1 protein-coding gene and 1 pseudogene are annotated in these 1,963 nt (G+C 62.1%); both read right to left on the bottom strand.

The genetic code is table 11. The annotated features are described in order from the left end of the window. Positions 1-435, bottom strand: a 435-nt coding sequence (locus WKW82_RS40435) for a transposase (protein WP_340348834.1), incomplete at its 3' end; no start/stop codon positions are given. Positions 436-794: 359 nt separating this feature from the next. Continuing rightward, positions 795-1,930 (bottom strand): annotated as a pseudogene (locus tag WKW82_RS40840) (IS110 family RNA-guided transposase). Positions 1,931-1,963 lie beyond the last annotated feature (33 nt).

The raw sequence follows: 1,963 nt of genomic DNA, 5'->3' as shown, positions 1-1,963 counted from the left end.
GATCTGGCGTCCAAGGAACGCATTGACGCGCTCATCAAGCTCGCCACACAGGCGGCTGACCTGGCTCTTGGAGACGCCGCTCATGCCCAGCGACTTGACCAGGTTGTCCACGGAGCGGGTCGAGATGCCCTGTACGTAGGCCTCCTGAATGACGGCGGTGAGGGCCTTCTCGGCGGTGCGCCGGGGCTCCAGGAACTCGGGGAAGTAGCTGCCCTGGCGCAGCTTGGGGATCTTCAATTCGACGCTGCCAGCCCGGGTGTCCCAGGTGCGCTCGCGGTAGCCGTTGCGGCTGTTCAGACGTTCAGGATTCTTCTCATCATAGGCGGCGCCGCAGCGGCCTTCGACATCGAGCTCCATCAGGCGTTGGACCATGAACTGCACCATCTGGCGCAGCACGTCGATGTCGGCTCCCTTCTCGGCGAGCTCGGCTTCTATGAGGACTCGTCTGTCAAGGCTTGGTCAATGACTTGATGAAGAGCTTTTCATGATTGGCACCTGGTTAGATTGCTTGAAGACGGGCGCGTGCGCCGCCGGTGTCGCATCCTGATCCGTGGTCGGGGTATGACAAGTGTTCGAGCCAATGCTCGGACGAACTTCTATCCGTGCCAGGATGCGAACACCCTTGCACCTCATGCTGCATGCGCGCGAAGCGCACTGGCAAACCCCCAGTTACCGGCGCGCCCCATCTAATGGGACGGTCACTTTGGTGCAGTGACCCGCCGAGCTCACGGGCGCGTCGACCTTTGATCATGATGCGATACTAGCCTGGCGTTATGACACGTCGGCGCAGGCCTTCAAGAAATCGCGGGCTTGAGCGAGGCCCCCAACGGAATCTCACCGTTCTGCAGATAGCGCCACAACGCAATCGCCAGCCGCCGAGCGAGGGCGACGATGCCAACGCGACGCATGCGCTTGCCCCCGCCAGCAAAGCGTCGGTTGAACCATTGCGTCAGGGCGCTTTCGGGCTGCCAGCGCAGCCAGGACCATGAGAGTTCGACAAGCAAGGTGCGCGCGCGTTTGTTGCCGGCCTTGCTGATGCCCTGCTCGATTTGGCTGTTGCCGCTGGCATACGGCGTGGGTGCCAGCCCAAGGCAGCCAGCCAACTCACGCCGATTGGCAAACCGTCGCCAGCCGAACACCTCCTTCACCAATACCCAGGCCCCCATGGGACCGATTGCGCGTAGCCGGGCCAGTTGCGCAACCAGTGGTTGCTCGCCATCGGCAAGTTGCTGACGCCGTTCGGCCTCCATCAGTTTCACCTGCTGTTTGACCAGCGCCAGCCGAGCGTTCTCGCGCTCGATTTCAGCGCGCAAGCCAGGTGGCACCTGCTCGCAATGGCGTTCCCACCAGCGAGCCCAGTCGCGTCCGCCGATGATGATTCGCGGACGCAGGTGTGCAGAACCAGCAGCGAGCCGATGCGGTTCGTGTGAGAGACGCGCTCCTGCGTCAGCCGGGCAAGTTCTCGGTGCGTGCGTCGCGCGTCCTCGTCCTGAGGTGTGGGCTCGCGCACCACCGACCACACGCGATCCCCACGATGATGGCGAAGCAGCATTGCCAACAGCTTGTCGCCATCAAGTCGGTCAGTCTTCGCCTGCTTGGCATGACGGTTCACTTCGATACTGGAGGAGTCGACCACGATGTTGTCCACACCCTGCTTGATCAGCCATCGATGCAGCCACCAGCCGTCGCGCCCCGCTTCATAGCACGAGTGCACCGCGCTCTCCAACCCGAGTTTGCATCGCGCCCTGGCCTTGGCGACGCAGCGCACAACGGCGTCAGTGTCGCCGGCTTCCAGGTTGTACCGGCTTGAGCTTGGGCGACCATCACTGGCGGTCAACTTCCACGATTTGTCGCCTAGCTCGAAGCTGATGTACAGATCGCCTTGGACTGCCGTCTTCTCGGTTTGTTGGACTGCTGAGGTTGTCGACATTTCCATCTCCTTTGTTACGAGGTTGAGGGAAAT

This window comes from Variovorax rhizosphaerae (genome assembly GCF_037889975.1).
In the GTDB taxonomy this organism is placed as follows: domain Bacteria; phylum Pseudomonadota; class Gammaproteobacteria; order Burkholderiales; family Burkholderiaceae_C; genus Variovorax; species Variovorax rhizosphaerae.
The sequence above is the reverse complement of the archived record's forward strand: the minus strand, read 5'-3'. Positions and strand labels throughout refer to the sequence as shown.